Source organism: Enterobacter cloacae complex sp. ECL414 (assembly GCF_021869685.1).
Classification (GTDB): Bacteria; Pseudomonadota; Gammaproteobacteria; order Enterobacterales; family Enterobacteriaceae; genus Enterobacter; species Enterobacter kobei.
This window is the reverse complement of the sequence record NZ_CP091481.1, coordinates 3,144,042-3,169,994: the sequence shown is the minus strand read 5'-3', so window position 1 is coordinate 3,169,994 and position 25,953 is coordinate 3,144,042. Positions and strand designations below refer to the sequence as shown.

Sequence of the window (25,953 nt, the reverse complement as noted above, 5' to 3'; positions counted from 1 at the left end):
TCCCTGTGGGAGAGGGTCAGGGCATCAGGTCGCACCCGGCTACGCCTCATCCCGCGCCTTTTCCCGATGTTTCAGCCACAGCCTGACCCCAATCACCGCCACAACCACGACAAGCAACCATGCCCAGTGCTTCAGATGCTGGTCGAGATTATGCAGCCACGGACCTATCACCTCGCCTCCCACGTAACCGAGCGTCGTAAAGATCAGCGCCCAGGCAATGGCGCCAAGAATATTCAGCGGCAGGAAAATTTTCGGCGGCAGACGGCTGGCGCCAATCAGTATCGGCCCGATTATCCTGAAGCCGTACATAAAACGGGTGCCTATGACGAACAGGTAAGGGTGGCGCTGGATCAGGCGCTGCGCGCGGTTAATTTTCTTTTTGTGTTTAGCGAAACGCTTGAGAAGCGTCGGACCAAAGCGCAGACCCAGAAAGTAGAGTAGCTGATCGCCAATCATGCCGCCCAGCGCGACCGCAGCGACGACCAGCGGAAATTTCAGTAAGCCCTGATGCGCGGCGACGCCGCCTAACAACGTGATGGTTTCACCTTCTGCCACGCTACCAATGACCAGCGCGGCATAGCCATATTGTTCAATGAGTGCGTTAATATCCATTACGTAAATGTTATCTCCCTCAGCGTACCTCGTTTAATCATATACCCCATGAATCAACAGCGGGGAAATCAACGGAAATTTCCCACTGTACATAAAATAATCTAAAGCCTGCATTATACTTAAGGTATCGCTGACGGGCCGACAACAAGGGGGCGCTATGAACCATGTCTGGGGACTTTTCTCCCATCCCGATCGTGAAATGCATGTCATCAAAAGTGAGAACGAAACGGTCTCGCATCATTACACCCACCATGTGCTGCTGATGGCCGCGGTGCCGGTAATATGCGCGTTTATTGGCACAACACAAATCGGCTGGAATTTCGGTGACGGCACCGTGGTTCAGCTTTCCTGGTTTACCGGGCTTTATCTTGCCATTCTCTTTTATGGCCTGATGCTGGCGGGCGTGGCGGTCATGGGGCGTGTCATTCACTGGATGGCACGTAACTATCCGCAACGTCCATCGCTGGCGCGCTGTATGGTCTTCGCTGGATACGTCGCGACCCCGCTGTTCTTAAGCGGTATTGTTGCACTGTATCCACTGGTCTGGTTGTGCGCACTGATCGGTACGATTGCTCTCTGTTACACAGGTTATCTGCTGTATCTGGGGGTTCCAACCTTCCTGAATATCAACAAAGAAGAGGGGCTGAGCTTCTCCAGCTCCACACTGGCTATCGGTGTGCTGGTGCTGGAGGCGTTACTGGCACTGACGGTTATTCTTTGGGGTTATGGATACCGTCTCTTCTAAGCTCACTGCATTGCTGGTGTAAATGCCAGCAATGCAGCATCTGTTCACGATTATCCGCTGGCGACAAAGCACTGTGACGGCTATGATGCCGAAGCCAGCCTGCGTTTATCCGTCGACGCAGGCGGTGTACGTCATTACGTGCGTGAATAATTATCAGAAGTCTCACCATGCTGAAATTCCGAGTCTCTTTACTTAGCCTGGCGCTGTTGCTGGGGGCGTCCGCTGCTGTGCCAGCCGTCGCTAAAACGCCCGCGGTGACCACTGCTGCTGCCCAGCCGCAAATTGCATCCGGCAGCGCGATGATTGTCGACCTCAACACCAATAAGGTGATTTACGCCAGCCATCCGGACCTGGTGCGCCCGATCGCTTCAATAACCAAATTAATGACCGCGATGGTGGTGCTTGATGCCCATCTGCCGCTGGACGAAAAACTGAAAGTGGATATCAGCCACACGCCAGAGATGAAAGGGATCTACTCTCGCGTGCGCCTGAACAGCGAAATCAGCCGTAAAAACATGCTGCTGCTGGCGCTGATGTCATCCGAAAACCGTGCGGCCGCGAGCCTGGCACACCACTATCCTGGCGGTTACGACGCGTTTATTCGCGCGATGAACGCCAAAGCCAAAGCGCTGGGGATGAACAATACGCACTATGTTGAACCGACGGGTCTGTCGATTAACAACGTCTCGACGGCCCGCGATCTGACGAAACTGCTGATTGCCAGCAAGCAGTATCCGCTGATTGGCCAGCTCAGCACGACCCGTGAAGAGATGGCGACCTTTGCCAACCCGGCCTATACGCTGCCGTTCCGCAACACTAACCATCTGGTTTACCGGGATAACTGGAACATTCAGCTAACGAAAACCGGATTCACCAACGCGGCAGGACACTGTCTGGTGATGCGTACCGTGTTTAACGGTAAGCCGGTGGCGCTGGTGGTGATGGATGCCTTCGGGAAATATACTCACTTTGCGGATGCGAGCCGCCTGCGGACCTGGATTGAGACCGGGAAAGTGCAGCCTGTACCGGCCGCGGCTTTGACGTATAAAAAGCAGAAAGCGGAGCAGATGGCGACGGCGCAGAACGATTAGGTACCTCTGCGCGCTGATGCCCTCACACCAACCCTCTCCCACAGGGAGAGGGAGAACACACTAAAAACGGTAACTCAGGTTACCGTTTTGCTTTTATTCCGGCAGCGTCCAGTCCCCGTCGTTGAGCGGGCGCTGCATAATCACCGTATCCCGCCAGTCGCCTTTCTTGTATCCCACGCTGCGCAGCTGACCGACAATCTCGAAGCCATGCTTTTTATGCAGCCGCAACGAACCGGCGTTGTTATTGCCATCTCCCACTACGGCAATCATCTGCCGCCACGGGCCTTGTTCGCAGCGTGCGATAAGCGCATCCATTAATGCCGTGCCAAAACCGCGGCCGGTGGTGCTGGCGTCCACGTAAATCGACTCTTCCAGGGTATAGCGGTAGGCGTGTCGCGGTCGGTAAGGACTGGCATAGCAGTAACCCACCACGATGCCGCGATACAGCGCGATGAGCCACGGTAAACCGTTCTCAGCCACGCTTTTCATACGCTGGCGCATTTCGTCGATAGTCGGGGGGACTTCTTCAAAGGACGCGCGTCCGTGAAGCACATGCCAGGCATAAATTGCGGTGATGGCATGCACATCATCGGGAAGGGCGTCGCGCACTTCCAGTTCGGTTTCGGATAAAACGTCAACAGCCGACATGATGTGCCTGCTCCTCGTGATCGCATGCCGGAGAAACGTTTCTCCGGCGACAGACCGTTACTCTATTACGATTAACAAGCGCTAAACAATCTCTCAAATTTGGCTGTAGGAATTAATCAGACGCTTGCGTTAAGTGCTGCTCCGCGTCTGGGCTCTCTTTCCAGTATTTCTTCCGCGTTGTTTTACCAATGCCGGGGTTCATGCTGTTTGTAGGGTCATTCTCGCGATAAAACTGCTTAAGTGCGTCAGGAGCTTTATAAAGATGCCCGACGTTGTGTTCCGCAGGATATTGTGCGCCACGCTCGTGAAGAAGGGCGAGCATCTGCTCTTTCAGTTCGTGGGCATCAACCCCTTTTTTGACAATGTAATCCTGATGGAAGACATAGCACATAAAATGGCCGTAATAGAGCTTATGCACCAGCTTGCTGTCAATTTCCGGCGGCAAATGCTCAAACCACTCGGTGTCGTTACGGCGCAGGGCAATATCCAGCGCCAGGATATCTTCCACCTCGTCAGAGTGTACTGCCTGGTAACGGATAGCGGCTCCCGCCGCGGCAAAACGGTGCAGGAAGGCTTTGCTGCCCTCTTCAGGGGTACAGGCGAAGAAATCCCCTTCGGCGGTTTTGAAGAAGTCGGTCAGCCAGGCCTGCGCTTCGGCAATCCCGTCACCGGCCATTTTCAGCAGCAGATGATGTTCGTACTTATCACGCCAGGTTTTCATTCGCTCCGGCAAATGCGCCGGGAAAACGTTGCCCAGTTTCTGCATAAAGCGGTCGGTGAAGTGAGGTTTGAACAGCGACACTTTCTCCAGCATCGCATCGGTGCGGCCCTTCATGGTGAAGAAGAACGGCATTTTGTCGGTGCCGAGCTTGTCGATCATCAGGAACGTATCTTTGCCGTAACGCTCGGCAATGTCGTAAATGTCCCGATGCATATATTCGCCCGCCACCGGCAGGTGGGTGAATTCGCCCAGAATATGACGACGGATTTCGGTTAACACTTCAGGCTGGTTGGTGCCGATATAAAACACCTGCTGCTTTTTCTCTGCCGGGAAGGTGTCGAGACGCACCGCGAAAACGGCAAGCTTGCCCGCACAGCCGGAGGACTCAAACAGACGGTCAGGGTCGGCGTTATAGCGCGCCGGCGTATCGGCTTCAATATCGCGCACGCGGGTAATGTAGTCATGGTCGTGCGCGTGGCGGCCGTCGTGCTGCACGTCTTCGTCCTTCACGCGATCGTCGTCGAGCTTGCTGAGGATCTGTTCCGGCGTGACGCCGAGATCGATTCCCAGATGGTTCACCAGCGTCAGCTTGCCGTCTTCATTGATACGGGCAAACAGCGACATCTCGGTGTAAGCCGGGCCGCGCTGCACCAGCGAGCCGCCGGAGTTATTGCAGATCCCACCGACGACCGAGGCGCCAATGCAGGAGGAGCCGATCACCGAATGCGGTTCGCGTCCCAGCGGCTTAAGCGCTTTTTCCAGCGAGTAAAGAGTGGTACCTGGGAAGGCGAGTACCTGCTCGCCTTTATCCAGCAGATGCAGCTTGTCGAGGCGCAGAGTGCTGATAATCACGATGTCACGATCGTAATCGTTGCCGTTCGGCGTAGAACCTTCGGTCAGGCCGGTGTTGGCCGCCTGCATTAATATAATCTTGTCGGCGGCAACGCAGGCGCTCAGCACGCGCCACAGTTCCAGCAGCGTGCCCGGAAAGACTACCGCCAGCGCCTCGCCCTGACCGGAGCGGAAACCCTTACGGTAGCGGGCGGTTTTAGCCGGGTCGGTGAGCAGGTGAGAGGAGCCAACCAGGCGCGACAGTTCGTTAATGAATGTTTTGTTATCGTCAGTTCGAACAGAAGACATCTTCCACTCCTTGTGGTGGGGCAAATTTCTCGCTGTAAAGCATAGCGCGATTAACAGTTTCGCGGTCTACTATTCATGAGAAAAATCAGAGAATAACCCTGCAAGCAAAAGAGGGTTTATGGCACACTGCGCTTTTCGCCCGGACCGGTGGCCTTCTTCCGGCGGTTAATGATGAGAGAGTAACGACATGAGATGGATATGTTCTTTAGGTGTCGCCGTCAGCCTGGCGCTGCAGCCTGCGCTGGCAGATGAGTTGTTTGGCAATCACCCGCTTACGCCTGAAGCCCGGGACGCATTTGTCACGGAACTGCTTAAAAAGATGACGGTTAATGAGAAGATCGGCCAGCTGCGTCTGATAAGCGTCGGCCCGGATAACCCGAAAGAGGCCATCCGGGAGATGATCAAAGAAAGCCAGGTGGGCGCCATCTTTAACACCGTCACCCGCCAGGATATCCGCAAAATGCAGGATCAGGTAATGGCGCTTAGCCGCCTGAAGATCCCTCTCTTCTTCGCCTATGACGTGGTACACGGCCAGCGCACCGTCTTCCCTATCAGTCTCGGCCTGGCCTCCTCCTTTAACCTCGATGCGGTGAAAACAGTCGGTCGCGTGTCGGCTTATGAAGCGGCGGATGACGGCCTGAACATGACCTGGGCTCCGATGGTCGATGTCTCGCGCGATCCGCGCTGGGGCCGCGCATCGGAAGGCTTCGGTGAAGATACGTATTTAACCGCCACGATGGGCAAAACCATGGTGGAAGCGATGCAGGGCAAAAGCCCGGCAGACCGCTATTCGGTGATGACCAGCGTCAAACACTTCGCGGCCTATGGCGCAGTGGAGGGCGGTAAAGAGTACAACACTGTCGACATGAGCCCGCAGCGCCTGTTCAACGACTATATGCCGCCGTACAAGGCAGGGCTGGATGCAGGCAGCGGCGCGGTGATGGTGGCGCTTAACTCGCTGAACGGCACGCCGGCGACCTCCGATTCGTGGCTGCTGAAAGACGTGCTGCGTGACCAGTGGGGCTTTAAAGGCATCACCGTGTCTGACCACGGCGCGATTAAAGAGCTGATCAAACACGGCACTGCATCCGACCCGGAAGACGCCGTGCGCGTGGCGCTGAAGTCTGGCATTAACATGAGCATGAGCGATGAATACTACAGCAAATACCTGCCGGGGCTGGTGAAGAGCGGCAAGGTGACGATGGCGGAGCTGGACGATGCCACGCGCCACGTGCTGAACGTGAAATATGACATGGGGTTGTTTAACGATCCGTACAGCCACCTGGGGCCAAAAGATTCCGACCCGGCGGACACCAATGCTGAAAGCCGCCTGCACCGCAAAGAAGCGCGTGATGTGGCGCGCGAAAGCCTGGTGCTGCTGAAGAACCGCCTCGACACGCTGCCGCTGAAAAAATCCGGCACCATTGCCGTGGTGGGCCCACTGGCTGACAGCAAACGCGACGTGATGGGAAGTTGGTCTGCGGCAGGCGTCGCCGATCAGTCCGTGACCGTGCTGACCGGTATCAAGAGCGCCGTCGGTGAAAACGCCAAAGTGGTGTACGCCAAAGGGGCAAACGTCACTAATGATAAAGACATCGTCACCTTCCTCAACCAGTACGAGGAAGCGGTGAAGGTCGATCCGCGCACGCCGAAAGAGATGATCGACGAAGCGGTAAACGCGGCTAAGCAGTCGGACGTCGTTGTCGCGGTCGTGGGCGAAGCGCAGGGGATGGCGCATGAAGCTTCCAGCCGTACCGATATCACTATTCCGCAGAGTCAGCGCGATCTGATTGCCGCCCTGAAAGCCACCGGCAAGCCGCTGGTGCTGGTGCTGATGAACGGTCGTCCGCTGGCGCTGGTGAAAGAAGACCAGCAGGCAGATGCCATTCTGGAAACCTGGTTCGCCGGTACCGAAGGCGGTAACGCTATCGCCGACGTGCTGTTTGGCGATTACAACCCGTCCGGCAAGCTGCCGATGTCCTTCCCGCGCTCCGTCGGGCAGATCCCGGTTTATTACAGCCACCTGAACACCGGTCGCCCGTACAACGCCGACAAGCCGAACAAGTACACGTCACGTTACTTCGATGAAGCCAACGGCCCGCTGTATCCGTTTGGTTATGGTCTGAGCTACACCACCTTCAAGGTCTCCGGGGTGAAAATGTCGGCCCCGACCCTGAAGCGTGATGGCAAAGTGACCGCCAGCGTCGAGGTGACCAACACCGGCAAGCGCGAAGGGGCAACGGTGATTCAGATGTACGTGCAGGATGTCACTGCGTCGATGAGTCGTCCCGTGAAGCAGCTGCGTGGTTTCGAAAAGGTTGACCTGAAACCGGGTGAAACCAAAACCATCAGCTTCCCGATTGACGTGGATGCGCTGAAGTTCTGGAACCAGCAGATGAAATACGATGCGGAACCCGGCAAATTTAACGTCTTTATCGGGGTGGACTCCGCTCGCGTGAATAAAGGCGAGTTCGAACTGCTGTAACCTTTCCTGCCTTTGCATCCCCCCGTCCTGCGGGGGATGCATCTTACCTTATGCTAAAAAGGCATTTTGACGGTTAATTCTGCCGTTTTAAGCTACGCTTTTCTCTCAAGCCTCTGAAAAAGGCAGCAAAAAAATGAGGATAGCGGAATGACGATTATTAAGGGGATGTTGGGATCGGCGGCATTACTGGCGGCGCTGAGTGTGCCGTTACAGGCGGCGGAGCCGGTAAAAGTGGGTTCCAAGATCGATACCGAAGGCGCGCTGCTCGGGAATATTATTTTGCAGGTGCTGGAAAGCCACGGTCTGAAAACCGTCAATAAAGTCCAGCTCGGCACCACGCCCGTGGTGCGCGGGGCGATTACCTCCGGCGAACTGGATATCTACCCGGAATACACCGGCAACGGGGCATTCTTCTTTAAAGATGAAAACGATCCGGCATGGAAAAACGCCAAAGCCGGGTATGAGAAAGTCAAAAAACTCGACGCGGAACAGAACAAACTGGTCTGGCTGACCCCGGCTCCGGCCAACAATACCTGGACCATCGCTGTGCGCAAAGATGTGGCGGAGAAAGGTAAGCTGACCTCACTGACGGATCTTAGCCGCTACCTGAAAGAGAAGGGTGATTTTAAGCTTGCGGCGTCCGCAGAGTTTATCGAGCGTCCTGACGCGCTGCCCGCGTTCGAAAAAGCCTACGGTTTCAAACTCGACCAGGCGCAGCTGCTCTCTCTGGCGGGCGGGGATACTGCGGTGACCATCAAAGCCGCAGCGCAGCAAACCTCGGGTGTTAATGCGGCCATGGCCTACGGTACCGATGGCCCGGTGGCGGCGCTCGGCCTGCAGACCCTGACCGATCCTAAAGGCGTTCAGCCGATTTACGCCCCGACCCCGGTCGTGCGTGAGGCGGTGCTGAAAGTCCATCCGGAGATTGCCGACTGGCTCAAGCCGGTCTTCGAAAAGCTGGATGAAAAAACGCTGCAGCAGCTGAATGCCAGCATTGCCGTCGAGGGACTGGATGCCAAAAAAGTGGCCGCCGACTTCCTGAAACAACAAGGGCTTGTGAAGTAACGGGAAAGGGCTGTGCCAATAAAATGTCATAACCGCGTACTGCTACTGTTGGCCTGCACGGCCATCGCGGCGGTCGCGTTACCGTTTGTGAATGTCGCCCCTAACCGCCTGATGTCGGGGGAGGGCAAAGCGCTCTGGCAGGTCTGGTCGTTTACGCCGGGGTGGCTGGCGGCGTCGCTGGGCGCGTGGGTGATCCTGTCGCTCTGGCAGGGACGCCCGGCGCAGTGGCTGACGCTGCTCCTCTCCGAAGGGCTGTTTATTCTCCTGTTCTGGAGCGCCGGACTGGCGGCGACGCATATGGCGTCGGCGGAAAGTCCACTGGCGAGGACCTCTATAGGCAGCGGCCTCTGGCTGTGGCTGGCGCTCTGTTTGCTGGCCTGCAGCGATGCGATTCGTCGACTCATCTCCAGTGCCGTCTGGCGCTGGGTACTGAATGCGCAGATTTGGTGTATACCATTGTTCCTGCTGTTCAGCGGGGAGCTGAACAATCTCTCGCTGTTAAAAGAGTACGCCAACCGCCAGGAGGTATTTGATGATGCCCTGGCGCAACACCTGACGATCCTCTTCGGCACGTTCCTTCCGGCGCTTCTGCTCGGGATTTCGCTGGGCATGTGGTGTTACCGCCATCCTTCCCGCCAGGGCAGCATTTTTGCCGTGCTCAACGTCATCCAGACGATTCCTTCCGTTGCGCTGTTTGGCCTGCTGATAGCCCCGCTGGCCGGGCTGGTGAAGTCGTTTCCGGTGCTGGGCGCGGCAGGCATCGCCGGAACGGGATTAACCCCGGCGCTTATCGCGCTGGTGCTCTATGCACTGTTGCCGCTGGTGCGCGGCGTGGTCGCGGGGTTAAGCCAGGTCGCGCCGGATGTGCTGGAAAGCGCCCATGCCATGGGGATGAGCGCGCGGCAGTGTTTCTGGAAGATACAGCTCCCGCTGGCGCTACCCCTGCTGCTGCGCAGCCTGCGGGTAGTTGCCGTTCAGACCGTGGGCATGGCGGTGATCGCCGCGCTGATTGGCGCGGGTGGCTTTGGTGCGCTGGTGTTCCAGGGGCTGCTGAGCAGTGCTCTCGATTTGGTGTTGCTGGGCGTGGTGCCCACGATTGCGCTGGCGGTGGTTGTCGACGCGCTGTTTGCCTTATGGCTCGCGCTGCTCAGGAGAAGCGCCAATGATTGAATTTCATGATGTCAGTAAAACCTTTGCGGGTCGCCCGGCGGCGAGCCATCTCAACCTGAACTTTGCCGAGGGCGCGTTTTCCGTGCTGATTGGTACGTCAGGGTCGGGAAAATCCACCACGCTGAAGATGATCAACCGTCTGGTCGAGCATGACAGTGGGCTGATCCGCTTTGCCGGGGAAGAGATCCGCAGTCTGCCGGTGCTGGAGTTGCGCCGTCGGATGGGCTATGCCATTCAGTCCATCGGACTGTTTCCCCACTGGACGGTGGCGCAAAACATTGCCACTGTGCTGCAGCTGGAGAAATGGTCGCGGGCTAAAACGGCTGACCGGGTGGAGGAACTGATGTCTCTGCTGGGGTTAGAGACTGCCTTGCGCGACCGCTATCCGCACCAGCTTTCCGGTGGGCAGCAGCAGCGCGTGGGCGTGGCGCGCGCGCTGGCGGCCAATCCGCAGGTGTTGCTGATGGACGAACCCTTTGGTGCGCTGGATCCGGTAACGCGCGGGGCGCTGCAGACGGAAATGACCCGTATTCACCGCATTCTCGGAAGGACGATTGTCCTCGTGACGCACGATATTGATGAAGCTCTGCGTCTGGCTGACCATCTGGTCCTGATGGATCACGGCGAAGTGGTGCAGCAGGGCGCGCCGCTCGCGCTGCTGACCAGCCCGAAGAACGACTTTGTGCGTGAGTTTTTTGGCCGCAGCGAGCTGGGCGTCAGGTTGCTCTCCCTGCGCACGGTCGGTGACTATATGCGTCGACAGGATACGTCGCTCGCCGGTGAACCGCTACAGGCGCAAATGACCCTGCGGGATGCTCTCTCCGCGTTTGTGGCGCGCCAGTGTGAAGTGCTACCCGTTTCGGATGCCCGGGGGGCACCGTGCGGAAGCTTACATTTTCGCGATCTGCTGGCCGGGGAGGTGACGCGTGAAGGCTCTGCGTGATCCGCTCCTCTGGCTGGTAGCGCTGTTTGTCGCCTTACTGTTTTTGATGCCTCACAGCGCGGTACTGTTCAGCGCACTTTTCCCTGGGCTGCCGCGCCCGGTGTACCAGCAGGAGAGCTTTATTAATCTCGCCGTGGCGCATCTCTGGCTGGTGGCGCTCTCCAGCACTGTCGCGATTGTGCTGGGCACAGGTGCGGGTATCGCGGTGACCCGGCCTGCCGGGCGGGAGTTTCGTCCACTGGTGGAAACCATCGCGGCTATTGGACAGACCTTTCCGCCGGTGGCGGTGCTGGCCATTGCGGTGCCGGTCATGGGATTTGGTCAGCAGCCTGCGCTTATCGCGCTGATTTTATACGGGGTGTTGCCCATTCTGCAGGGCACGCTGGCGGGTATTGCGGCTGTCCCGGCATCGGTGTTAAGCGTGGCAGAAGGGATGGGGATGAGTCGCTGGCAGCGGCTGCGCAAGGTGGAACTGCCGCTTGCAGCACCGGTTATCATTGCCGGGATCCGCACGTCGGTGATTATTAACATCGGGACGGCGACCATTGCGTCTACGGTGGGGGCCAATACGCTGGGAACGCCGATCATTATCGGCTTAAGCGGGTTTAACACGGCTTATATTGTGCAGGGGGCGGTGCTGGTCGCGCTGGCGGCTATCGTCGTCGATCGCCTTTTCGAGCGGCTGGCGATGTACCTCAGCCGACACCGCCACGAACAATAAACGAGTACCCTGCCAGCATTACGCCGCCGATACCGCTTACGGCCATCAGGACAAAAAGGGTAATCACGGCCAGTTTGGTTGCCTTCATCATGTGCTCCTGTTGTTAACGGAACAATTATACGGTGAAGCGCGGCTGTTAATGAACCATTAAATGCCGTTATGGCTCATCCGGGCCAAGGGAATAAACCGGATACCCATTCTCACGCCATTCCGTCAGCAGCTGTTGCTGCGTGGCGGACGGCACTTCGCCACACCAGACCAGCAGAGTCTGGCCGTCGAAAAACTCAGGCTTAAGCTGCGCCAGCGAGTGCGCAAGGACATCCACGCGCCAGCCCTGTTGGGTGGCAATCCACGCTTCCAGCCACAGGCGGGTGGTGTCGTGCACGTTCCAGCCGACCACCAGCGCATCTTTTCCGGCCTTGTTCTTCGCCGAGGCGAGGCAGACGGCAATGTAGTTAATCAGCACGCCGTCGAGCATGCTGAGCAGCGCCTGCAGGGTGGACTGCTGGCATTGCAGGCGTCGGCGGAGCGGAATGAAAAGATGGGCGATGAGCGTCTGTGCCGGATAATCGCGGCCCTGCTCTTTGATCCATGCGCGCAGGCGCTGCACATTACCCGCCTGCAGGAGCCGCAGCAGGGTTTCCTGCTGTTCGCGCCAGAGGTGCTGCGTGTCCGGGTCGTCGTGGCTCAGCAAGGACTTCACTTTACCGACCTGCACGCCGTTGTCTATCCAGCTTTTAATTTCGCGGATCCGGTCGATATCGGCATCGTTGAACAGGCGATGTCCGCCGTCCGTTCTCTGCGGTTTAAGCAATCCATACCGTCGCTGCCACGCCCGTAGGGTAACGGGATTGATATCACAAAGGAGTGCCACTTCACCTATCGTGTAAAGCGCCATATTTGCCCCCTGGCTTACGCGTTCCCAGCTTAACTGTAGACCCACTTTGCCGAACCAGGAAGGATTGATTGATTTTTGAACAAATAATGCGAAGGATGCGCGATGATCGGAAAAAGGTGTGATAACGGACACGATTTTGCGCTTTTTTGGGATGCTTCAAAGAAAGCAAACCTGCAACAGTGTATGTTACGCGTTTTTAGCGTGTGCGGTTTTGAGTATGTACGAGTTTAATCTGGTGCTGCTGTTGCTTCAGCAGATGTGCGTGTTTCTGGTCATCGCCTGGCTGATGAGCAAAACGCGTCTTTTTATCCCGCTGATGCAGGTCACCGTACGTCTGCCGCATAAGCTGCTCTGCTACGTCACCTTCTCTATTTTTTGCATAATGGGGACTTATTTTGGTCTTCATATCGAAGACTCTATCGCCAATACGCGCGCGATCGGCGCGGTGATGGGCGGGCTGCTTGGCGGCCCCGTCGTCGGTGGCCTTGTGGGGTTAACTGGCGGGCTGCATCGTTATTCCATGGGCGGGATGACGGCGCTCAGCTGTATGATCTCTACGATCGTGGAAGGGCTGCTTGGCGGCCTGGTACACAGCTACATGATCAAGCGTGGTCGCCCGGATAAAGTTTTTAGCCCGCTCACTGCCGGGGCGATCACCTTTGTGGCCGAAATGGCGCAGATGGCGATCATCCTGCTGATTGCCCGTCCCTTTGACGATGCGCTGCACCTGGTCAGCAGTATTGCGGCCCCGATGATGGTGACTAACACTGTCGGCGCGGCGCTGTTTATGCGCATTCTGCTTGATAAACGCGCCATGTTTGAGAAGTACACCTCGGCCTTTTCTGCCACGGCGTTGAAGGTTGCCGCCTCGACCGAAGGGATCCTGCGCCAGGGGTTCAACGAGGAGAACAGCATGAAGGTGGCGCAGGTACTCTACAAAGAGCTCGATATCGGCGCGGTCGCCATCACCGATCGCGAAAAGCTGCTGGCGTTTACCGGCACCGGAGACGATCACCATCTGCCGGGCAAACCTATCTCCTCAACCTATACGCTGCGGGCCATTGAAACCGGCGAAGTAGTGTATGCCGATGGTAACGAAGTGCCTTATCGCTGCTCGCTGCATCCGCAGTGTAAGCTGGGCTCCACGCTCGTCATTCCGCTGCGCGGTGAAAATCAGCGGGTGATGGGCACCATCAAGCTGTATGAGGCGAAAAACCGCCTGTTCAGCTCCATCAACCGCACGCTGGGGGAGGGGATCGCTCAGCTGCTGTCAGCGCAAATCCTCGCCGGGCAGTATGAACGGCAGAAAGCCCTTTTAACGCAGTCTGAGATTAAGCTCCTGCATGCGCAGGTTAATCCGCATTTCCTGTTTAATGCCCTGAATACGCTTAAAGCGGTGATCCGCCGCGACAGCGATCAGGCCGCGCAGCTGGTGCAGTTTCTGTCGACCTTTTTCCGCAAGAACCTGAAACGTCCGTCAGAGATAGTGACCCTGTCCGATGAGATTGAGCACGTGAACGCCTATCTGCAGATTGAGCAGGCGCGTTTCCAGTCTCGCCTGCAGGTGTCGCTTTCCGTCCCGGATGACCTGGCGTATCAGCATCTTCCGGCCTTTACCCTGCAGCCTATCGTGGAAAATGCCATCAAACATGGAACTTCGCAGCTGCTCGGGAGCGGAGAGATCACGATTGCTGCCAGCCGTTTTAACCATCATCTGGTGCTGGATATTGAAGATAATGCCGGGCTTTATCAGCCTTCCACGTCGGGCGGGCTAGGGATGAGCCTGGTGGATAAACGTCTGCGTGCCCACTTTGGCGACGACTGCGGTATTACCGTGGCCTGTGAGCCGGACCGATTTACCCGTATTACCGTTCGACTGCCGCTGGAGGAAAACGCATGTTAAGAGTGCTGATTGTGGATGATGAGCCGCTGGCACGGGAAAACCTGCGCGTTCTGCTGCAGGAGCAGCCAGATATTGAGGTTGTGGGAGAGTGTGCGAACGCCATTGAGGCCATTGGTGCCGTGCATAAGTTGCGCCCTGACGTGCTGTTCCTCGACATTCAAATGCCGCGTATCAGCGGGCTGGAGATGGTGGGTATGCTCGACCCGGCGCATCGTCCCTACATCGTGTTTCTGACGGCCTTCGACGAGTATGCCGTTAAGGCTTTTGAGGAGCACGCGTTTGATTATTTACTCAAGCCGATTGAAGAGAAGCGGCTGGAAAAGACCCTGAACCGGTTACGCCAGGAGCGAACCGTCCAGGATGTCACGCTGCTGCCAGAGAACCAGCAGCCGCTGAAATTTATCCCGTGCACCGGGCACAGCCGAATCTATCTTTTGCAGATGGATGATGTGGCCTTCGTGAGTAGCCGACTGAGCGGCGTGTTTGTCACCAGTGCAGAGGGAAATGAAGGATTTACCGAACTGACTCTGCGCACGCTGGAGAGCCGCACGCCGCTGATCCGCTGTCATCGCCAGTATCTGGTGAACATGGCGCATCTGAAAGAGATCCGCCTGGAAGACAACGGCCAGGCCGAGCTGGTCCTGCGCGCCGGGCAGACTGTTCCCGTCAGCCGCCGCTATCTGAAAAGTTTGAAAGAGGCGATTGGCCTGTAAAGCTGGTACACTGCGCGCCATTGCATCATCGACATTCGAAGGCTCTATGCTCAGTAACGATATTCTCCGTAGCCTGCGCTACACCCTGAAAGCAAACAACAACGACATGGTGCGCATTCTTGCACTGTCCGACATGGAATCCACGTCTGCAGGTTTTGACACCTGGATGACCAAAGAGGATGAAGAGGGCTTCGTGCGCTGCCCCGACATCATTCTGTCGGGTTTCCTGAACGGTCTGATTTATGACAAGCGTGGCAAAGATGAGTCCGCCCCGGAGCTGGCGCTGGAGCGTCGCGTGAACAACAACACGGTACTGAAAAAGCTGCGTATCGCGTTCTCGCTGAAAACGGACGATATTGTGGCGATCATGACGGAGCAAAAATACCGCGTATCCGTGCCGGAAGTGACTGCCATGATGCGCGCGCCGGACCACAAAAACTACCGCGAGTGCGGCGATCAGTTTCTGCGTAATTTTCTGCGCGGGCTGACCCACCGGGTGCATCACCCTAAAGCGTAAAGGCGGCATGGGTGCGGCCTGATGCCCTCACCCCGACCCTCTCCCACAGGGAGAGGGAGAACAAAAAAGCCGGAGATAATCTCCGGCTTTTTTGTTATTTCACCTGCTGACCCGGCTTCGCGCCTTCGTCAGGGCTTAACAGGAAAATGTCTTTCCCGCCGGGGCCTGCGGCCATCACCATCCCCTCAGAGATGCCGAAGCGCATTTTACGCGGTGCCAGGTTCGCCACCATCACGGTCTGACGGCCAATCAGTACCTGTGGATCCGGATAGGCTGAACGGATGCCGGAGAAGACGTTGCGCTTCTCGCCGCCCAGATCCAGCGTCAGGCGCAGCAGCTTGTCAGAGCCTTCCACGAATTCCGCGTTTTCAATCAGCGCTACGCGCAGGTCAACTTTGGCGAAATCGTCAAAGGTGATGGTTTCCTGAATCGGATCGTCCGCCAGCGGGCCGGTCACCGGTGCTGTAGCGGCCTTCACCTCTTCTTTAGAGGCTTCGACCAGAGCTTCAACCTGCTTCATCTCAATGCGGTTATACAGCGCTTTGAAGGTGTTCACCTTGTGGCTGAGCAGCGGCTGCTGGATAGCATCCCAGGTCAGTTCGGTGTTCAGGAAGGCTTCAGCACGCGCGGCCAGCTGCGGCAGAACCGGTTTCAGCCAGGTCATCAGCACGCGGAACATGTTCAGACCCATGGTGCAGATCGCCTGCAGGTCGGCGTCGCGGCCTTCCTGTTTGGCAACCACCCATGGCGCCTGCTCGTCTACATAGCGGTTGGCAACATCTGCCAGCGCCATGATTTCACGAATGGCTTTACCGAATTCACGGCTTTCCCACGCTTCGCCAACCGCAGCGGCGGCGTCAGTGAAGGTTTTATACAGCTCAGGATCGGCCAGCTCTGCGGAGAGCACGCCGTCAAAGCGTTTGGCGATAAAGCCTGCGTTACGGGACGCCAGGTTCACCACCTTGTTGACGATGTCCGCGTTCACGCGCTGGACGAAATCTTCCAGGTTCAGGTCAATGTCGTCGATGCGAGAGGAGAGCTTCGCCGTGTAGTAGTAGCGCAGGCTATCCGCGTCGAAGTGGTTCAGCCAGGTGCTGGCTTTAATGAACGTCCCGCGAGATTTAGACATCTTCGCGCCGTTAACCGTCACGTAGCCGTGCACGAACAGGTTGGTCGGCTTGCGGAAGTTGCTGCCTTCCAGCATTGCCGGCCAGAACAGACTGTGGAAGTAAACGATGTCTTTACCGATGAAGTGATACAGCTCGGCAGTGGAATCTTTCTTCCAGTATTCGTCGAAGCTGACGGTGTCGCCACGCTTGTCGCACAGGTTCTTGAAGGAGCCCATGTAGCCGATGGGTGCGTCCAGCCAGACGTAGAAGTATTTGCCCGGTGCGTTCGGGATTTCGAAGCCGAAGTACGGCGCATCGCGGGAGATATCCCACTGTTGCAGACCGGATTCGAACCACTCCTGCATCTTGTTCGCCACCTGCTCCTGCAGCGCGCCGCTGCGGGTCCACGCCTGCAGCATTTCGCTGAAGGATGGCAGGTCAAAGAAGAAGTGCTCGGAATCACGCATCACAGGCGTAGCGCCGGACACCACGGATTTCGGCTCGATAAGCTCAGTCGGGCTGTAAGTTGCGCCACACACTTCGCAGTTATCGCCGTACTGATCCGGTGATTTGCATTTCGGGCAGGTGCCTTTGACGAAACGGTCCGGAAGGAACATGCCTTTTTCCGGATCGTACAGCTGAGAGATGGTGCGGTTTTTGATAAAACCGTTCTCTTTCAGACGCGTGTAGATTAGCTCCGACAGCTCACGGTTCTCGTCGCTGTGGGTGGAGTGATAGTTGTCATAGCTGATGTCAAAGCCAGCAAAATCGGTCTGATGCTCCTGACTCATTTCGGCAATCATCTGCTCCGGGGAGATACCCAGCTGCTGCGCTTTCAGCATGATCGGCGTGCCGTGAGCATCGTCAGCACAGATGAAGTTTACCTCGTGGCCGCGCATTCGCTGGTAACGGACCCAGACATCAGCCTGGATATGCTCCAGCATGTGGCCGAGGTGGATTGAGCCGTTGGCGTACGGCAGGGCGCACGTTACCAGAATTTTTTTCGCGACTTGAGTCATAGTAGGCATTACTTCTTTTAACTGTGAAAAGGGTTTTCGATATTACCAAAAGGGGCATTATTAAGTAAGCACAAACCGCGGCCTTTCAGGTAAACTTGTTGTCTAAGGTCTTATTCACAAGAACAAAGGAGTCGGGATGAGTTCTCAATCCCAGGCCAAATCACCGGAAGCCTTACGAGCAATGGTCGCCGGGACGCTGGCTAACTTTCAGCATCCAACCCTGAAACATAATCTCACGACGCTGAAAGCGTTACACCATGTTGCGTGGCTGGACGATACGCTGCACATTGAGCTGCAGATGCCCTTCGTCTGGAGCACCGCCTTTGATGCGCTGAAAGAGCAGACCAGCTCTGAGCTGCTGCGCATTACCGGAGCGAAAGCGATCGACTGGAAGCTGAGCCACAGCATCGCCACGCTGAAGCGTGTGAAGAATCAGCCTGGCGTGAACGGTGTGAAAAACATCATCGCCGTGAGCTCAGGTAAAGGCGGGGTGGGCAAATCGTCTACCGCAGTAAACCTGGCGCTTGCGCTGGCGGCGGAAGGGGCGAAGGTGGGTATTCTCGATGCCGATATCTATGGTCCGTCCATTCCAAACATGCTGGGTGCGGAAAACCAGCGTCCAACCTCGCCGGACGGTACGCATATGGCGCCGATCGTGGCGCATGGGCTGGCGACCAACTCAATCGGTTACCTGGTGACTGACGATAACGCCATGGTCTGGCGCGGCCCGATGGCCAGCAAAGCGCTGATGCAGATGCTGCAGGAAACCATGTGGCCGGATCTCGATTATCTGGTGCTGGATATGCCGCCGGGTACCGGTGATATCCAGCTGACGCTGGCGCAGAACATTCCGGTAACGGGCGCTGTGGTGGTGACCACACCGCAGGACATCGCGCTGATCGACGCCAAAAAAGGCATCGTCATGTTCGAAAAAGTGGAGGTGCCGGTACTCGGTATCGTTGAGAACATGAGCATGCACATCTGCAGCAACTGTGGGCACCACGAGCCAATCTTTGGTACCGGTGGCGCAGAAAAGCTGGCCGAACAGTATCATACCCAACTGCTGGGTCAGATGCCGCTGCATATCACCCTGCGCGAAGATCTGGACAGCGGAAAACCGACGGTTGTTAGCCGTCCGGACAGCGAATTTGCGGATATGTATCGTCAACTGGCGGGGCGCGTTGCGGCGCAGCTTTACTGGCAGGGCGAAGTCATTCCGAGCGAAATCGCGTTCCGCGCGGTGTAACTCCTCTGCACTTTAATGCCGGGTGGCGCTTCGCTTACCCGGCCTACAAATGGCACCATCACGTAGGTCGGGTAAGGCGAAGCCGCCACCCGACGTTAACTCAGCCGATAATGCATCAGATAGTACTCTCCGTCCGGAGAATCACCCGTTGCCTCAATGTGCCAGCCATGTCGCTGGTAAAACGCAATAGCCCGCCTGTTCTTCACCAGACACTTCAGTGCACCCGTGCTGGTAAACGTTTTCTGTACGTGCTCAAGTAACAGATGTCCGACACCCAGGCTCTGAGACTGCGGATCAACAAACAGGTTGTGCAGAAAATTATCGTTGGTCCAGACGGAAGCAAACCCCAGGCGATGGCCGTCCTGCTCCGCAACCCAGATGGCTTCGTCCCGGGTAGCGGCGTCGAAATCTTCCAGATGCCAGCCAGAGTCATCAAGCCAGGGCCAGGCATCGCGTCGGGCGTGGAGATAGAGCGTGCGCAGGAAAGGCCGATCGCTCTCCTGCCACGGACGGATGACGATCGTATCAGCGATGATAGAAGATATCCCCATTATAGGCTTTGTAGATTTTGCCATCTGCATCGCCAATCAGGACGTAGTTTTCGCCCATGTAGGTCCAGTGGGTCCCTGCATCCGGTGCCGGCAGGTTACGCAACTGATACTGTTTGATGGTGTATTCGGGCGTTTGATACTGCGCCGGTGCGGTATCGCCGATTTTGAACTTAGTGAAATCAGCGATGAACTCTTGTTCCTCATAGGCTTTGATGCCTGATGGCGCAGCGGCGGTTTGCGGGGCAGAAAATGCGGATCCCGCCAGAGACAGTAATACACCCAGAAGCAGCAATTTACGCTTAGCCATTTTTTCTCCAGTGATATCGTTACAGATGTTTTGTCTGCGGGCGCGCGTATGAAGCAAGGCAGACAGTCCATTTTAAGGATCAACGCAAGCCGTGTATGAAAAAAATGTAACAAAAATGGACAGTTTTGTGTAGTCGAACCGTGTGGGTCTTATTTGTGTGGTCGATATTTACCATTACTAGTATTTGTTATTTTTATTAATCTATTCTGAAAATAACTTTTAGCATCAAAATTGCGCGGTTAAGCGAATGCTTTACTGAGGAATACCCTTTAGTATCGCCTTCGGATGAAGTGATATTACTTTTGATTTTATTAGACGATTGTGCATCGGCTCAGTTTTTTAAAGCGAATGTATTCGTTTTTTAGAATTTCATGGTAATGCCATTAAAATAATAACTAATTATATTTCATGGTGTTAGTTGCATTCTTTTTGCAGATGTAACGCCTGGCGCAACGATAAACCAACATTTTATATAAATGAAAAACACAACTGCATTCCCACTACTCTTTCTTTTTCTTAGCCAGTTAACAGGGTGTGTATTTTCACCGGGTCAGCACTTAAGTCTGTCTGGAAAAAAAGTTACGCCGAGTGAAGGAATTAATCATCAACTGGATAAACGTGTAGAAATTTTTCCAGTGACCCCTGGGTTGATTGAAAAACTGCGTCCGCCCGTGTCGAAATCTCAGGCGAATCCTAATCTGGATGAGCAGCTCAAAAACTGGGAATACCGTATTGGCACAGGCGACATCCTGACGGTCACCGTCTGGGATCACCCTGAATTAACGACGCCTGCCGGGCAGTATCGTAGCGCGAGCGATGCGGGCAACTGGGTCAACGCCGACGGTACGCTTTTTTACCCCTATGTCGGTAAGCTGCACGTAGCGGGCAAAACAGTTTCACAGATACGTGAAGAGATTACCGCGCGGCTGGATAAGGTCATTGAGAGCCCTCAGGTGGATGTCAGCATAGCCTCCTTCCGTTCGCAAAAAGCCTATATCACTGGTGAGGTAGAGAAATCGGGCCAGCAGCCCATTACCAATATTCCACTGACGGTGATGGATGCAGTCAACGCTGCTGGTGGGCTATCTGCGGATGCCGACTGGCGGAATGTGGTACTCACGCATAATGGTCAGGACTCACGTCTTTCCCTCTATGCCCTGATGCAGCACGGCGATTTAACGCAAAACAAGCTGCTTTATCCTGGCGATATCTTGTTTGTTCCCCGAAACGACGCGCTGAAAGTGTTCGTGATGGGGGAGGTGGTTAAACAGAGCACCCTTAAAATGGATCGTAGCGGCATGACGCTGGCCGAAGCGCTGGGAAATGCTGGCGGCTTAAACCAGAACATGGCCGATGCCACCGGCATTTTTGTTATTCGACAGGTAGCGAAAAAAGGCGACGCGGACAAAATTGCCAACATCTATCAACTGAATGCAGAAGATGCGTCAGCCATGGTACTAAGCACGGAATTTCAGCTGGAGCCGTATGACATTGTCTATGTGACCACCGCACCGCTTTCACGCTGGAATCGCGTCATTACCCAACTGGTGCCGACTATCACAGGTGTTCACGATCTGACCGAAACCGTCCGTTATATCAGATCGTGGCCGCAATAATGTTCAATTCAATCTTAGTGGTTTGCACAGGCAATATTTGCCGTTCGCCAATGGGTGAACGGCTGTTGCGCCAGCAGTTACCCGGCAGGCAGGTGACCTCGGCAGGTATTTTCGGTCTCGAAGGATGCCCGGCGGATGCCGCTGCGCAGGCCGTGGCCTGGCGTCATGGTATTTCGCTGGAGGGGCATGTTGCCCGCAAGGTGACGCGTAGCCTGTTACAAAAATCCGATTTGATTCTGGTGATGGAGCCGAAACACCTTCGTTTTATCGCCACTATGGCCCCGGAGAACCGGGGAAAATCGCTGCTATTTGGACAATGGCTGGAAACCAAGGACATTCCCGACCCGTATCACAAAAGTCGTGAAGCCTTCGAATATGTTTTCAACCAATTGGGAAAAGCCAGTCAGGAATGGGCTCGTCGTTTGAGTCAACAAGGAATGAAGCAGTAATGTCGTCTTCTAAATCAGACAAATTTGGTGCCGCGACACCGCAGAATAATGAAATCGATCTCATTCAGTTGCTTGCTGAGATGTTTGATCACCGGATCATGATTGCGTGTATCACACTCCTGTTCACGGTATGTGCGGGGATTTATGCATTTAGCGCCACGCCAGTTTATCAGGCTGATGCCCTGGTGCAGGTCGAGGCGAAGCAGGATAACTCGCTACTTAAAAGCTTAAGCCAGTTCGGGTCCGATCTCTCCCCCGATGTCGCCCCAGAACTTCTGCTCCTTAAATCAAGGATGATTCTGGGAGAGACCGTTGATCAACTCGGGCTAACATACCACGTTAAGCGGCGCGTACTCCCTGTTATCGGTCCTGTGTGGGAACAGATTCGGGGACGAAAATCTGATGAAATAACGATTGGCGCACTGACTATTCCGCTTCTGGAAGGTGAGCCACAAACGCTTTTACTCACCGCACAGGACCAGGGGCGATTTCATCTTGAGGGTAAGACGCTGGCTGTAGACGGCGTTGTGGGAAAAGCGCTGGTTAAAGATGGGGTATCTCTGCTGGTGACATCCCTCGATGCGGTTCCGGGTACCCAATTTATCCTCAAAACCGTCACGAAACTTGAAGCGATCAACGCCATTCAAAAGAGGCTTACGGTTGCTGAATCGGCGAAACAGAGCGGTATGATCGCGTTAACCATAGCGGGTGAAGACCCCAGTAAGATCGCCAGAGTGCTTAATACAATCGCTGAAAATTATCTCAGTCAGAATATCGCGCGTCAGGAAGCTCAAGATACCCGGAGCCTGACGTTTTTACAGACTCAATTACCGAAGATCAGTCGGGAGCTGGATGAAGCTGAAGCTCGCCTCAATGCCTACAGAGAGAAACGTGATTCTGTCGACTTGTCTCTGGAGGCAAAGTCGGTTCTTGATCAGGTTGTTAATGTGGAAAACCAGCTTAACGAGCTGACATTCCGTGAAGCAGAGGTTTCTCAGCTTTTCAAGAAGGATCACCCCACTTACCGCGCGTTACGGGAAAAGAAACAAACGCTTGAGCAGGAACGTACGCGCCTCAACAAACGCGTTTCAGCCATGCCCTCCACGCAGCAGGAAATATTACGCCTGAGTCGTGACGTGGAATCCGGGCGTACCATCTACCTGCAACTTCTGACGCGGCAGCAGGAGCTGAATATCTCCCGCTCCAGCGCGATTGGAAACGTGCGGATCATTGACCCGGCCGTGACGCAGCCCATTCCGATTAAACCGCGTAAAGCGCTTATTATTGTGCTGGGCATGCTGATGGGGTTAATGCTCTCGACCGGAACGGTTTTCGTGCGTTCGGCCTTTAAGCGGGGCATTACGTCATCTGAGCAACTTGAAATGCAGGGAATACCGCTTCTGGCGACGCTCCCGCGTTCAGTCTGGCTCTGGAAAAAGACGCATCTGCGCAGGCGGAACCTGTTTGCTTCCCACTGGAAACACAGAACATCAAACGTACCTTTCCTGCCAGTTGACCGGCCGACCGATATGTTTATCGAAGCGGTGCGCGGGCTCCGTACCAGTCTGCATTTTACAATGATGGATGCAACAAACCGGATCGTAGTGGTGTCGGGCCCTACGCAGGACTGCGGAAAGACCCTGGTCAGTACCTCACTGGCGTCGATTGCGGCTCAGGCGGGACAGCGAGTCTTGTTTATTGATGCGGATATGCGCAAGGGGTATGTCCACAATATTTTCAAACTGAACAATCATCTTGGATTGTCCAGCGTGCTCGGAGGAAACGTAGAATGGCAGGACGCGGTTCAACGCTTTGAGAAAGGCGGTTTTGATGTCCTGACCTGCGGACCCCGGCCTTCACATCCCGTTGATTTGCTCATGAGTGAACGCTTCCAGGCGGTAATGTCACGGATCGACACACTTTATGACATCGTCATTATCGACACCCCACCCGTACTTGCCGTGACGGATGCATTGCTGATCACCAGAGCCGCGGCCACCACGCTACTGGTTGCCCGTTTTGGAAAAACCAGCGGTAAAGAGGTCGAGCACTCACTGAAGCGTCTGCGGCAAACGGGCGTGCAGGTGAATGGCGCCATCCTCAACGATATCGTGAAATCCGCTGCGCTCTATTACAACTCGGGGTATAGCCACTACGACTACGGTTACACTCAGGAATAAGCGTGGCGCGACACTTCTTTACAGCACCGCGCCGAACAGCCCGTTAAGATGACCTCCGTTACAACGAGAGGTCATAATGGATAACCGTAAATTGAGTCGACTGCGCCGTTGGGCGCGGGAAGGGATCATTTTCTTTTTGCTCGCGCTGGCCGTGATGTGGGGCGTGGATCAATACCGCAAGCCCACACTCCCCGCCAGTTTTAGCGCCACCCCAATGCAAAGCATTGACGGAAAGCGCCACGATATCGAAGCGCTCAGCCAGGAGCGGCCACTGCTGATCTACGTCTGGGCCACCTGGTGTAGCATCTGCCGTTATACGACACCGGCGGTGGATAAGCTGGCAGAAGAGGGCGGTAACGTCATCAGTATTGCCATGCGTTCTGGTGATGATGCGAAGCTGGCTCGCTGGGTCGAGAAGAAAAGCCTGAGTATGCCGGTGATTAACGATGCAAACGGTGCGATGTCACAACAGTGGCAGGTGAGCGTAACGCCGACGCTGGTGATTGTATCGAAGGGGAATGTGGTCAGTACCACAACGGGCTGGACGAGCTACTGGGGATTAAAAATCAGGATGTGGTGGGCAGGTCTGTAAAAATAACCCCTCTCCCGGTGGAAGAGGGGTTTTGTATTACTTAGCCAGAACTTCCTGCGCGGTGTGCTCAACCAAAGACAGCAGGGTTTTAATATCCTCCAGCGTCACGGTTGGGTTCAGCAGCGTAAGCTTCAGGCAGGTAACGCCGTTATGCTCGGTCACACCGACGTTCGCGCGACCAGACTCCAGCAGCGCATCACCAATTTTCTGGTTCAGCAGGGCGATACCCGCATCGTCCATCTGCACCTGGCCACGGAAGCGGAACAGCACGCTTGCCAGCTGTGGCTGCATAACCAGTTCCAGAGCAGGCTGCTCTTTCACGTAGGCGGCAACCTGCTGCGCCAGCGTCACGCCGTGATCGATGATCGCGGCGTATTGCTCCTGACCCAGTGCTTCCAGGCTCATCCACAGCTTCAGCGCGTCGAAACGACGGGTCGTCTGCAGAGATTTGGACACCAGGTTTGGCACGCCCGCCTCTTCATCGAACTCAGAGTTCAGATAGGCTGCCTGATAGCGCATCAGTTCATAGTGACGTGCTTCTTTCAGCAGGAACGCGCCGCAGCTGATGGTCTGGAAGAACTGCTTGTGGAAGTCCAGCGTGACGGAATCCACCAGCTCAATACCGTCCAGGTAATGACGATACTGCTCAGACATCAGCAGCGCGCCGCCCCAGGCTGCATCAACGTGTACCCAGATGTTCTGCTTCGCCGCCAGTTCAGCAATCGCACGCAGCGGGTCGATAGCACCGGCATCGGTGGTACCGGCTGTCGCGACGATCGCCAGAATCTGCTCGCCGTTCGCGTTGCACTTCGCAATTTTCGCCGCCAGATCGGACAGATCCATACGGGAGAATTCATCCGTTTTCACCTGCACCACGGACTGGTAGCCCAGACCCATCAGCGCCATGTTTTTCTGCACGGAGAAGTGCGCGTTTTCGGAGCACAGTACGCGGATCTTACGTAGATCGCCCACTAGACCGTCCTGCTGAACGGAGTGACCCTGACGCGCGAAGAATGCATCACGGGCCAGCATCAGACCCATCAGGTTGCTCTGAGTGCCGCCGCTGGTGAAAACACCTGCGTCGCCAGCCTGATAACCCACGCGGGTACGCAGCCATTCGATCAGTTTGATCTCAATGATGGTTGCGGACGGGCTTTGATCCCAGGAGTCCATACTCTGGTTAGTGGCGTTAATCAGCACTTCTGCCGCCTGGCTTACGACCAGACTTGGGCAGTGCAGGTGCGCCACACACTGTGGGTGATGAACGGACAAGCTGTCTTTCAGGAAGAACTCAACGGCGCGTTCAATCGCCGCTTCGTTGCCCAGCCCTTTCGGGTTGAAATCCAGCTTAATACGGTCGCGCAGTTCCGCGACCGTTTTGCCCTGGTACATCTCAGGCTGTTTCAGCCACTGCATCACAGCCTGAGTGCTTTGTTCAATCGCCTGCTGATAAGCGTCAATGCTCTGCGCAGAGGAGAACAAAATTGGGTTTGAATCTGACATCGTAATCAA

Annotated in this window: 24 protein-coding genes; 15 read left to right on the top strand and 9 right to left on the bottom strand. The window is 55.7% G+C overall.

Features of this window, described 5'->3' with window-relative positions; genetic code table 11:
* Window positions 1-39: 39 nt before the first annotated feature.
* Entirely contained in the window at window positions 40-612 is a 573-nt protein-coding gene (locus tag L3068_RS15235; protein WP_023338535.1) for a DedA family protein, read from the bottom strand.
* Window positions 613-769: 157 nt separating this feature from the next.
* Here L3068_RS15235 and L3068_RS15230 point away from each other — a divergent pair, with 157 nt between their 5' ends.
* Window positions 770-1,357, top strand: a complete 588-nt coding sequence (locus L3068_RS15230; protein WP_014884553.1) for a Yip1 family protein — start codon at window positions 770-772, stop codon at window positions 1,355-1,357.
* 167 nt (window positions 1,358-1,524) lie between these two features.
* Entirely contained in the window at window positions 1,525-2,448 is a 924-nt protein-coding gene (gene pbpG, locus L3068_RS15225) for a D-alanyl-D-alanine endopeptidase (protein ID WP_014884552.1), read from the top strand.
* 93 nt (window positions 2,449-2,541) lie between these two features.
* Here the strand turns inward: pbpG and L3068_RS15220 are convergent, their stop codons facing one another.
* Window positions 2,542-3,096 carry a GNAT family N-acetyltransferase gene (locus tag L3068_RS15220; protein WP_014884551.1) on the bottom strand — a complete coding sequence of 185 codons (555 nt, stop codon included), beginning with the start codon at window positions 3,094-3,096 and terminating at the stop codon, window positions 2,542-2,544.
* Window positions 3,097-3,208: 112 nt separating this feature from the next.
* On the bottom strand, window positions 3,209-4,957 hold the full coding sequence (gene dld, locus L3068_RS15215; RefSeq protein WP_045268777.1) for a D-lactate dehydrogenase: 1,749 nt from the start codon (window positions 4,955-4,957) through the stop codon (window positions 3,209-3,211).
* A gap of 187 nt (window positions 4,958-5,144) precedes the next feature.
* Here dld and bglX point away from each other — a divergent pair, with 187 nt between their 5' ends.
* The 5 genes from bglX to L3068_RS15190 all read left to right on the top strand — a co-directional run bounded on the left by bglX (window position 5,145) and on the right by L3068_RS15190 (window position 11,341).
* Complete coding sequence (gene bglX / locus L3068_RS15210) at window positions 5,145-7,442, top strand: beta-glucosidase BglX (protein WP_117581208.1); 2,298 nt, start codon at window positions 5,145-5,147, stop codon at window positions 7,440-7,442.
* Window positions 7,443-7,589: 147 nt separating this feature from the next.
* Window positions 7,590-8,507, top strand: a complete 918-nt coding sequence (gene osmF / locus L3068_RS15205; protein WP_117581210.1) for a glycine betaine ABC transporter substrate-binding protein OsmF — start codon at window positions 7,590-7,592, stop codon at window positions 8,505-8,507.
* Window positions 8,508-8,519: 12 nt separating this feature from the next.
* Window positions 8,520-9,677 carry an ABC transporter permease gene (locus L3068_RS15200; protein ID WP_214602738.1) on the top strand — a complete coding sequence of 386 codons (1,158 nt, stop codon included), beginning with the start codon at window positions 8,520-8,522 and terminating at the stop codon, window positions 9,675-9,677.
* On the top strand, window positions 9,670-10,620 hold the full coding sequence (locus tag L3068_RS15195; protein WP_045134295.1) for an ABC transporter ATP-binding protein: 951 nt from the start codon (window positions 9,670-9,672) through the stop codon (window positions 10,618-10,620). The genes L3068_RS15200 and L3068_RS15195 overlap by 8 nt, the downstream gene beginning before the upstream one ends.
* Complete coding sequence (locus L3068_RS15190; RefSeq protein ID WP_023330914.1) at window positions 10,604-11,341, top strand: ABC transporter permease; 738 nt, start codon at window positions 10,604-10,606, stop codon at window positions 11,339-11,341. The genes L3068_RS15195 and L3068_RS15190 overlap by 17 nt, the downstream gene beginning before the upstream one ends.
* On the opposite strand, the gene L3068_RS15185 is transcribed toward L3068_RS15190, so the two are convergent.
* Together L3068_RS15185 and mlrA are read right to left on the bottom strand one after the other, a co-directional pair.
* Window positions 11,316-11,429 carry a protein YohO gene (locus tag L3068_RS15185; protein WP_010433613.1) on the bottom strand — a complete coding sequence of 38 codons (114 nt, stop codon included), beginning with the start codon at window positions 11,427-11,429 and terminating at the stop codon, window positions 11,316-11,318. The genes L3068_RS15190 and L3068_RS15185 overlap by 26 nt on opposite strands.
* A 69-nt stretch (window positions 11,430-11,498) precedes the next feature.
* Window positions 11,499-12,239 (bottom strand): HTH-type transcriptional regulator MlrA, encoded by a 741-nt coding sequence (mlrA, locus tag L3068_RS15180; RefSeq protein WP_014884545.1) that lies wholly within the window; start codon window positions 12,237-12,239, stop codon window positions 11,499-11,501.
* A gap of 217 nt (window positions 12,240-12,456) precedes the next feature.
* On the opposite strand from mlrA, the gene L3068_RS15175 reads away from it, so the two are divergent.
* The 3 genes from L3068_RS15175 to L3068_RS15165 are packed head-to-tail and all read left to right on the top strand — an operon-like array spanning window position 12,457 to window position 15,372.
* Complete coding sequence (locus L3068_RS15175) at window positions 12,457-14,142, top strand: sensor histidine kinase (RefSeq protein WP_117581212.1); 1,686 nt, start codon at window positions 12,457-12,459, stop codon at window positions 14,140-14,142.
* Window positions 14,136-14,855 (top strand): two-component system response regulator BtsR, encoded by a 720-nt coding sequence (btsR, locus tag L3068_RS15170; RefSeq protein WP_014884543.1) that lies wholly within the window; start codon window positions 14,136-14,138, stop codon window positions 14,853-14,855. Before L3068_RS15175 ends, btsR begins: the two co-directional genes overlap by 7 nt.
* A gap of 46 nt (window positions 14,856-14,901) precedes the next feature.
* The gene (locus tag L3068_RS15165; RefSeq protein ID WP_014884542.1) at window positions 14,902-15,372 is read left to right on the top strand and encodes a YehS family protein; all 471 of its coding nucleotides are present in this window, start codon (window positions 14,902-14,904) and stop codon (window positions 15,370-15,372) included.
* 94 nt (window positions 15,373-15,466) lie between these two features.
* Here the strand turns inward: L3068_RS15165 and metG are convergent, their stop codons facing one another.
* Complete coding sequence (metG, locus tag L3068_RS15160) at window positions 15,467-17,500, bottom strand: methionine--tRNA ligase (RefSeq protein ID WP_023337540.1); 2,034 nt, start codon at window positions 17,498-17,500, stop codon at window positions 15,467-15,469.
* A 136-nt stretch (window positions 17,501-17,636) separates the two neighbouring features.
* On the opposite strand from metG, the gene apbC reads away from it, so the two are divergent.
* On the top strand, window positions 17,637-18,746 hold the full coding sequence (apbC, locus tag L3068_RS15155) for an iron-sulfur cluster carrier protein ApbC (protein ID WP_023330911.1): 1,110 nt from the start codon (window positions 17,637-17,639) through the stop codon (window positions 18,744-18,746).
* Window positions 18,747-18,841: 95 nt separating this feature from the next.
* Here apbC and L3068_RS15150 read toward each other — a convergent pair whose 3' ends face one another.
* Entirely contained in the window at window positions 18,842-19,297 is a 456-nt protein-coding gene (locus L3068_RS15150; RefSeq protein WP_226856235.1) for a GNAT family N-acetyltransferase, read from the bottom strand.
* Window positions 19,272-19,604: an RcnB family protein gene (locus L3068_RS15145; RefSeq protein ID WP_008500887.1), complete on the bottom strand. Its 333-nt coding sequence runs from the start codon at window positions 19,602-19,604 to the stop codon at window positions 19,272-19,274. The genes L3068_RS15150 and L3068_RS15145 overlap by 26 nt, the downstream gene beginning before the upstream one ends.
* A gap of 476 nt (window positions 19,605-20,080) precedes the next feature.
* On the opposite strand from L3068_RS15145, the gene L3068_RS15140 reads away from it, so the two are divergent.
* The 4 genes from L3068_RS15140 to L3068_RS15125 all read left to right on the top strand — a co-directional run bounded on the left by L3068_RS15140 (window position 20,081) and on the right by L3068_RS15125 (window position 24,441).
* Window positions 20,081-21,220: a polysaccharide export protein gene (locus tag L3068_RS15140; RefSeq protein ID WP_023337539.1), complete on the top strand. Its 1,140-nt coding sequence runs from the start codon at window positions 20,081-20,083 to the stop codon at window positions 21,218-21,220.
* A complete protein-coding gene (locus L3068_RS15135) occupies window positions 21,220-21,669 on the top strand; it encodes an arsenate reductase/protein-tyrosine-phosphatase family protein (protein ID WP_023330908.1) in 450 nt (149 codons plus the stop codon). The genes L3068_RS15140 and L3068_RS15135 overlap by 1 nt, the downstream gene beginning before the upstream one ends.
* Window positions 21,669-23,849, top strand: coding sequence for a polysaccharide biosynthesis tyrosine autokinase (locus tag L3068_RS15130; protein ID WP_117581216.1), 2,181 nt, complete (start codon window positions 21,669-21,671; stop codon window positions 23,847-23,849). Before L3068_RS15135 ends, L3068_RS15130 begins: the two co-directional genes overlap by 1 nt.
* A gap of 76 nt (window positions 23,850-23,925) precedes the next feature.
* A complete protein-coding gene (locus L3068_RS15125) occupies window positions 23,926-24,441 on the top strand; it encodes a protein disulfide oxidoreductase (RefSeq protein WP_023330906.1) in 516 nt (171 codons plus the stop codon).
* A gap of 36 nt (window positions 24,442-24,477) precedes the next feature.
* Here L3068_RS15125 and L3068_RS15120 read toward each other — a convergent pair whose 3' ends face one another.
* Complete coding sequence (locus L3068_RS15120; RefSeq protein WP_117581218.1) at window positions 24,478-25,944, bottom strand: pyridoxal phosphate-dependent decarboxylase family protein; 1,467 nt, start codon at window positions 25,942-25,944, stop codon at window positions 24,478-24,480.
* Between the last annotated feature and the right edge of the window lie 9 nt (window positions 25,945-25,953).

Excerpts from the sequence above, each read along its gene's own strand:
- L3068_RS15235 (WP_023338535.1), bottom strand. The coding sequence starts at position 612 with ATGGATATTAACGCACTCATTGAACAATATGGCTATGCCGCGCTGGTC.
- L3068_RS15230 (WP_014884553.1), top strand. The coding sequence starts at position 770 with ATGAACCATGTCTGGGGACTTTTCTCCCATCCCGATCGTGAAATGCAT.
- pbpG (WP_014884552.1), top strand. The coding sequence starts at position 1,525 with ATGCTGAAATTCCGAGTCTCTTTACTTAGCCTGGCGCTGTTGCTGGGG.
- L3068_RS15220 (WP_014884551.1), bottom strand. The coding sequence starts at position 3,096 with ATGTCGGCTGTTGACGTTTTATCCGAAACCGAACTGGAAGTGCGCGAC.
- dld (WP_045268777.1), bottom strand. The coding sequence starts at position 4,957 with ATGTCTTCTGTTCGAACTGACGATAACAAAACATTCATTAACGAACTG.
- bglX (WP_117581208.1), top strand. The coding sequence starts at position 5,145 with ATGAGATGGATATGTTCTTTAGGTGTCGCCGTCAGCCTGGCGCTGCAG.
- osmF (WP_117581210.1), top strand. The coding sequence starts at position 7,590 with ATGACGATTATTAAGGGGATGTTGGGATCGGCGGCATTACTGGCGGCG.
- L3068_RS15195 (WP_045134295.1), top strand. The coding sequence starts at position 9,670 with ATGATTGAATTTCATGATGTCAGTAAAACCTTTGCGGGTCGCCCGGCG.
- L3068_RS15185 (WP_010433613.1), bottom strand. The coding sequence starts at position 11,429 with ATGAAGGCAACCAAACTGGCCGTGATTACCCTTTTTGTCCTGATGGCC.
- mlrA (WP_014884545.1), bottom strand. The coding sequence starts at position 12,239 with ATGGCGCTTTACACGATAGGTGAAGTGGCACTCCTTTGTGATATCAAT.
- L3068_RS15175 (WP_117581212.1), top strand. The coding sequence starts at position 12,457 with ATGTACGAGTTTAATCTGGTGCTGCTGTTGCTTCAGCAGATGTGCGTG.
- btsR (WP_014884543.1), top strand. The coding sequence starts at position 14,136 with ATGTTAAGAGTGCTGATTGTGGATGATGAGCCGCTGGCACGGGAAAAC.
- L3068_RS15165 (WP_014884542.1), top strand. The coding sequence starts at position 14,902 with ATGCTCAGTAACGATATTCTCCGTAGCCTGCGCTACACCCTGAAAGCA.
- metG (WP_023337540.1), bottom strand. The coding sequence starts at position 17,500 with ATGACTCAAGTCGCGAAAAAAATTCTGGTAACGTGCGCCCTGCCGTAC.
- apbC (WP_023330911.1), top strand. The coding sequence starts at position 17,637 with ATGAGTTCTCAATCCCAGGCCAAATCACCGGAAGCCTTACGAGCAATG.
- L3068_RS15150 (WP_226856235.1), bottom strand. The coding sequence starts at position 19,297 with ATGGGGATATCTTCTATCATCGCTGATACGATCGTCATCCGTCCGTGG.
- L3068_RS15145 (WP_008500887.1), bottom strand. The coding sequence starts at position 19,604 with ATGGCTAAGCGTAAATTGCTGCTTCTGGGTGTATTACTGTCTCTGGCG.
- L3068_RS15140 (WP_023337539.1), top strand. The coding sequence starts at position 20,081 with ATGAAAAACACAACTGCATTCCCACTACTCTTTCTTTTTCTTAGCCAG.
- L3068_RS15135 (WP_023330908.1), top strand. The coding sequence starts at position 21,220 with ATGTTCAATTCAATCTTAGTGGTTTGCACAGGCAATATTTGCCGTTCG.
- L3068_RS15130 (WP_117581216.1), top strand. The coding sequence starts at position 21,669 with ATGTCGTCTTCTAAATCAGACAAATTTGGTGCCGCGACACCGCAGAAT.
- L3068_RS15125 (WP_023330906.1), top strand. The coding sequence starts at position 23,926 with ATGGATAACCGTAAATTGAGTCGACTGCGCCGTTGGGCGCGGGAAGGG.
- L3068_RS15120 (WP_117581218.1), bottom strand. The coding sequence starts at position 25,944 with ATGTCAGATTCAAACCCAATTTTGTTCTCCTCTGCGCAGAGCATTGAC.